This window comes from Pseudoalteromonas sp. (assembly GCF_041629635.1).
Taxonomy (GTDB): Bacteria; Pseudomonadota; Gammaproteobacteria; order Enterobacterales; family Alteromonadaceae; genus Pseudoalteromonas.
The window spans coordinates 1-2,646 of the sequence record NZ_JBFKMX010000248.1; the positions used below are offsets into that span (position 1 = coordinate 1).

The 2,646-nt window shown below is 42.1% G+C and carries 5 protein-coding genes; 3 read left to right on the forward strand and 2 right to left on the reverse strand.

Features of this window, described 5'->3' with window-relative positions:
- Nucleotides 1-11: 11 nt before the first annotated feature.
- Complete coding sequence (locus ABYD77_RS18700; protein ID WP_372771609.1) at nucleotides 12-722, reverse strand: c-type cytochrome; 711 nt, start codon at nucleotides 720-722, stop codon at nucleotides 12-14.
- Nucleotides 723-752: 30 nt separating this feature from the next.
- Complete coding sequence (locus tag ABYD77_RS18705) at nucleotides 753-1,106, reverse strand: cytochrome c (RefSeq protein WP_372771605.1); 354 nt, start codon at nucleotides 1,104-1,106, stop codon at nucleotides 753-755.
- A 181-nt stretch (nucleotides 1,107-1,287) separates the two neighbouring features.
- Between ABYD77_RS18705 and ABYD77_RS18710 the strand changes: the two genes are divergently transcribed.
- From ABYD77_RS18710 to ABYD77_RS18720, 3 genes are all read left to right on the forward strand, one after another.
- Nucleotides 1,288-1,659 carry a hypothetical protein gene (locus ABYD77_RS18710; RefSeq protein ID WP_372771606.1) on the forward strand — a complete coding sequence of 124 codons (372 nt, stop codon included), beginning with the start codon at nucleotides 1,288-1,290 and terminating at the stop codon, nucleotides 1,657-1,659.
- Nucleotides 1,650-2,033, forward strand: a complete 384-nt coding sequence (locus ABYD77_RS18715) for a hypothetical protein (RefSeq protein WP_372771607.1) — start codon at nucleotides 1,650-1,652, stop codon at nucleotides 2,031-2,033. The genes ABYD77_RS18710 and ABYD77_RS18715 overlap by 10 nt, the downstream gene beginning before the upstream one ends.
- Before the next feature lie 71 nt (nucleotides 2,034-2,104).
- On the forward strand, nucleotides 2,105-2,646 hold a 542-nt coding region (locus tag ABYD77_RS18720; RefSeq protein WP_372771608.1), incomplete at its 3' end, for an alpha/beta hydrolase.

Sequence of the window (2,646 nt, forward strand, 5' to 3'; positions counted from 1 at the left end):
ATAAGCACACGCTAGTCACTTACCCCTTCAATATCACCGCGCCTTACTGGGTAGCCCTGATTCATCCAACCAAAAATACCTTCCCATAATACTGCTGTTCGGGTGTAACCACGTTTTCGTAAGCGGTTAATGGTGTGATCGGCTGCTGCTCGCGGGCAAGAGCAATACGCCACAATTTGCACATCTTTTGGAATGCCAGCAACGGTTTCATCTAAGTCTGCATAGTAAGGAAATGGAATCGCACCCTCAATATGCGCTGTTTGCCATACCGATGTCACCCGCGTATCTAATAACACCATGCGCTTTTTCGCATTAAGCGCGTCATTTAAATCTTTTGAAAGCACATACATGCCATCTTTTAAATCAAAATTAGGGTCGTCACCGTGTTTATTGATGATGTAGTTTTCAAGTGTTGGCAGGGCTTTTAAGACTGGCGTTTCATCGCTCCAACCAAGCGATTTACTGCGAAGAAACGCCGTAATATTATCAATATCGTCACTTGAAAGCTTATCTTTAAATGCCAGCATAGGCGTGTTTTGCCTACCATTTTCTATAGCATGGCGAATAAACTCATCGGTATTATGAGCAAGCGCTGAAGGGTTCATAATGGCAGGGCCTGTAACACCTTCGCCTTTGCTGCCATGGCAGCTAGAGCATTCTTTTTGGTAAACGGTTTCGCCCCGTTGTATGTCGCCGTGTACTGGGTTGGTTGAAAATTTCAGTCTGTCGTAACCCGCTTGCTCAAATAGCCATTAGGTTAAATCCCAGGTTTCATCTAGGGTCATTGGCCCGCCCACTTCATCAAGGTAGCCACCCATGGCTGTGCCAACACGGCCATATTGCATAGGCCTTAAAATTTGATGAGCAATGCCCGATTCCATCAAACTTTTACTGCGAAGTGAGGGCGCATGATCATTTTTATGCCCCTCGCGGTTTTCGCCATGGCAAAGCGCACAGTATTTTTGATAATTATTGGCAGCCACCTTGGCTTGTTCAGCTGTGAGCTTGCGTGGTGGTGAACGCAGTTCTCGATCAAAGGCAAATGCGGTGTGTGTTAAAAATGATGAAAATGCAATGCAGATCATTGCTATAGCATGCGTGCGCATTAGTCTGCGTTCCTTAAAATTTAGCCCCAATGCCAGCTTAAACAGCTCTCATGCGTTTTTCTAGCGAAAAACAAATTTGCTTACAATTGAGCTTAAAGCTAATCACAATCTAGTTCGTTTTAAGGTGAATAGGGCAAGTAATGCTATTCATCACGGCGCAGTTTAATTAAACTGCCACGCTATGAATGCATTTACTCCCTTAATTTACGGTCTCTTTTTGTTTGGCAGCGTAAGCTGTTACTCACTGCATGCTGTTTTTAACGTCCCCATTGTGCTTGCTGCAACTTTGCCTGCTTTGATTGGTAGTTTTATACCCTTCAAAAAAGATTACAAACATCACCCATATGCGGCAATTTATACTGGGTGTTTTGCAGGTATGTGTTCAGTTACAACTGTAAACGCACTCTGGGAATTTATTTTTATCGCGGCGATAGGCACGCTTTTATACATTAAAAGTATCAATTTATTTGAAGGGTTTGGTGGGCGTTTAGGCGGAATTGCATTTACTTGCAGTGCACTATTTGTGTTATTGAAAGGGATGTTATGGGTTTAGATTTAATTACCATTTCCCTGACTGGGGCGTTATCCACGTTTTTACTGGCCAAACGCAATCGCTTTGATGGTATTCGCGCATCAACGTCGCTTTCGATTATTGCTTACTTTGTGTTTTACGCTGCAAATCTAAATGTTGAGTTATATAGCTTAGTGTTCTTTGGCAGCACCTTTGTTGGTATGAGCGCGCCCAAACGCTTTGGTTTATATACCCAAATTATTGCCGCATTGGTATTTGCTGTGCTGTTCGAAAATTTAGTGCCTTTTATTAATGGCTATGGCGGTGCAGTTGGCTTTAGTGCGTTTTTATCGGTATGTGTCTGTCATTTGGGTATTTTAATGGGCGCACCACGGAGCAATAAAAAAACACCCTGAATATTTTTGTGAACTGTCGCTAAAATAGCAACGTATTAACCTTTATTCCAAGCACATTCTTTGAGGTGTTTATGAAGTGGTTAATGCTCATTACGCTTTTATGCTTGCAAGGATGCAGTTCCAATTACTTTCTTTATAGTCCTAATGATGAAATAGGCTTTAGTAAAAGTGATTTTAATCACCCGGTAAAAGACAGTTTTATTCGTTCTCGCTCAGGAAACACTCTACATTTACAGCACCATTTAAGTGACAAACCTGTTGGCTTGGTAATTCATTTTCATGGTAATCGTGGCAACTTATCGCAAACCGTTGAAAAAGTAGTGTGGCTGGTTGATGAAGGTTACGACGTAATGCTAGTTGACTATTCTGGTTATGGTTTATCAACCGGAAAACCCACCCGTGAACATTTAGCCCTAGATGCCCAAACCATTTTTGAAATTAGCGCCAATCTAGCATACGAGCACAAAATAATTGTGGCGACTTCCATGGGCGGTGCCATCGCGCTCGATGGACTTGAAAAAAGTCAGCTTGAATCTCAGTTTGACCTAATGGTGATTGATTCAAGCTTTGAAAGTTATCAAAACTTAGCAAAAGATGTAGTTGCAAATGTACC

Excerpts from the sequence above, each read along its gene's own strand:
- ABYD77_RS18710 (WP_372771606.1), top strand. The coding sequence starts at position 1,288 with ATGAATGCATTTACTCCCTTAATTTACGGTCTCTTTTTGTTTGGCAGC.
- ABYD77_RS18715 (WP_372771607.1), top strand. The coding sequence starts at position 1,650 with ATGGGTTTAGATTTAATTACCATTTCCCTGACTGGGGCGTTATCCACG.
- ABYD77_RS18705 (WP_372771605.1), bottom strand. The coding sequence starts at position 1,106 with ATGCGCACGCATGCTATAGCAATGATCTGCATTGCATTTTCATCATTT.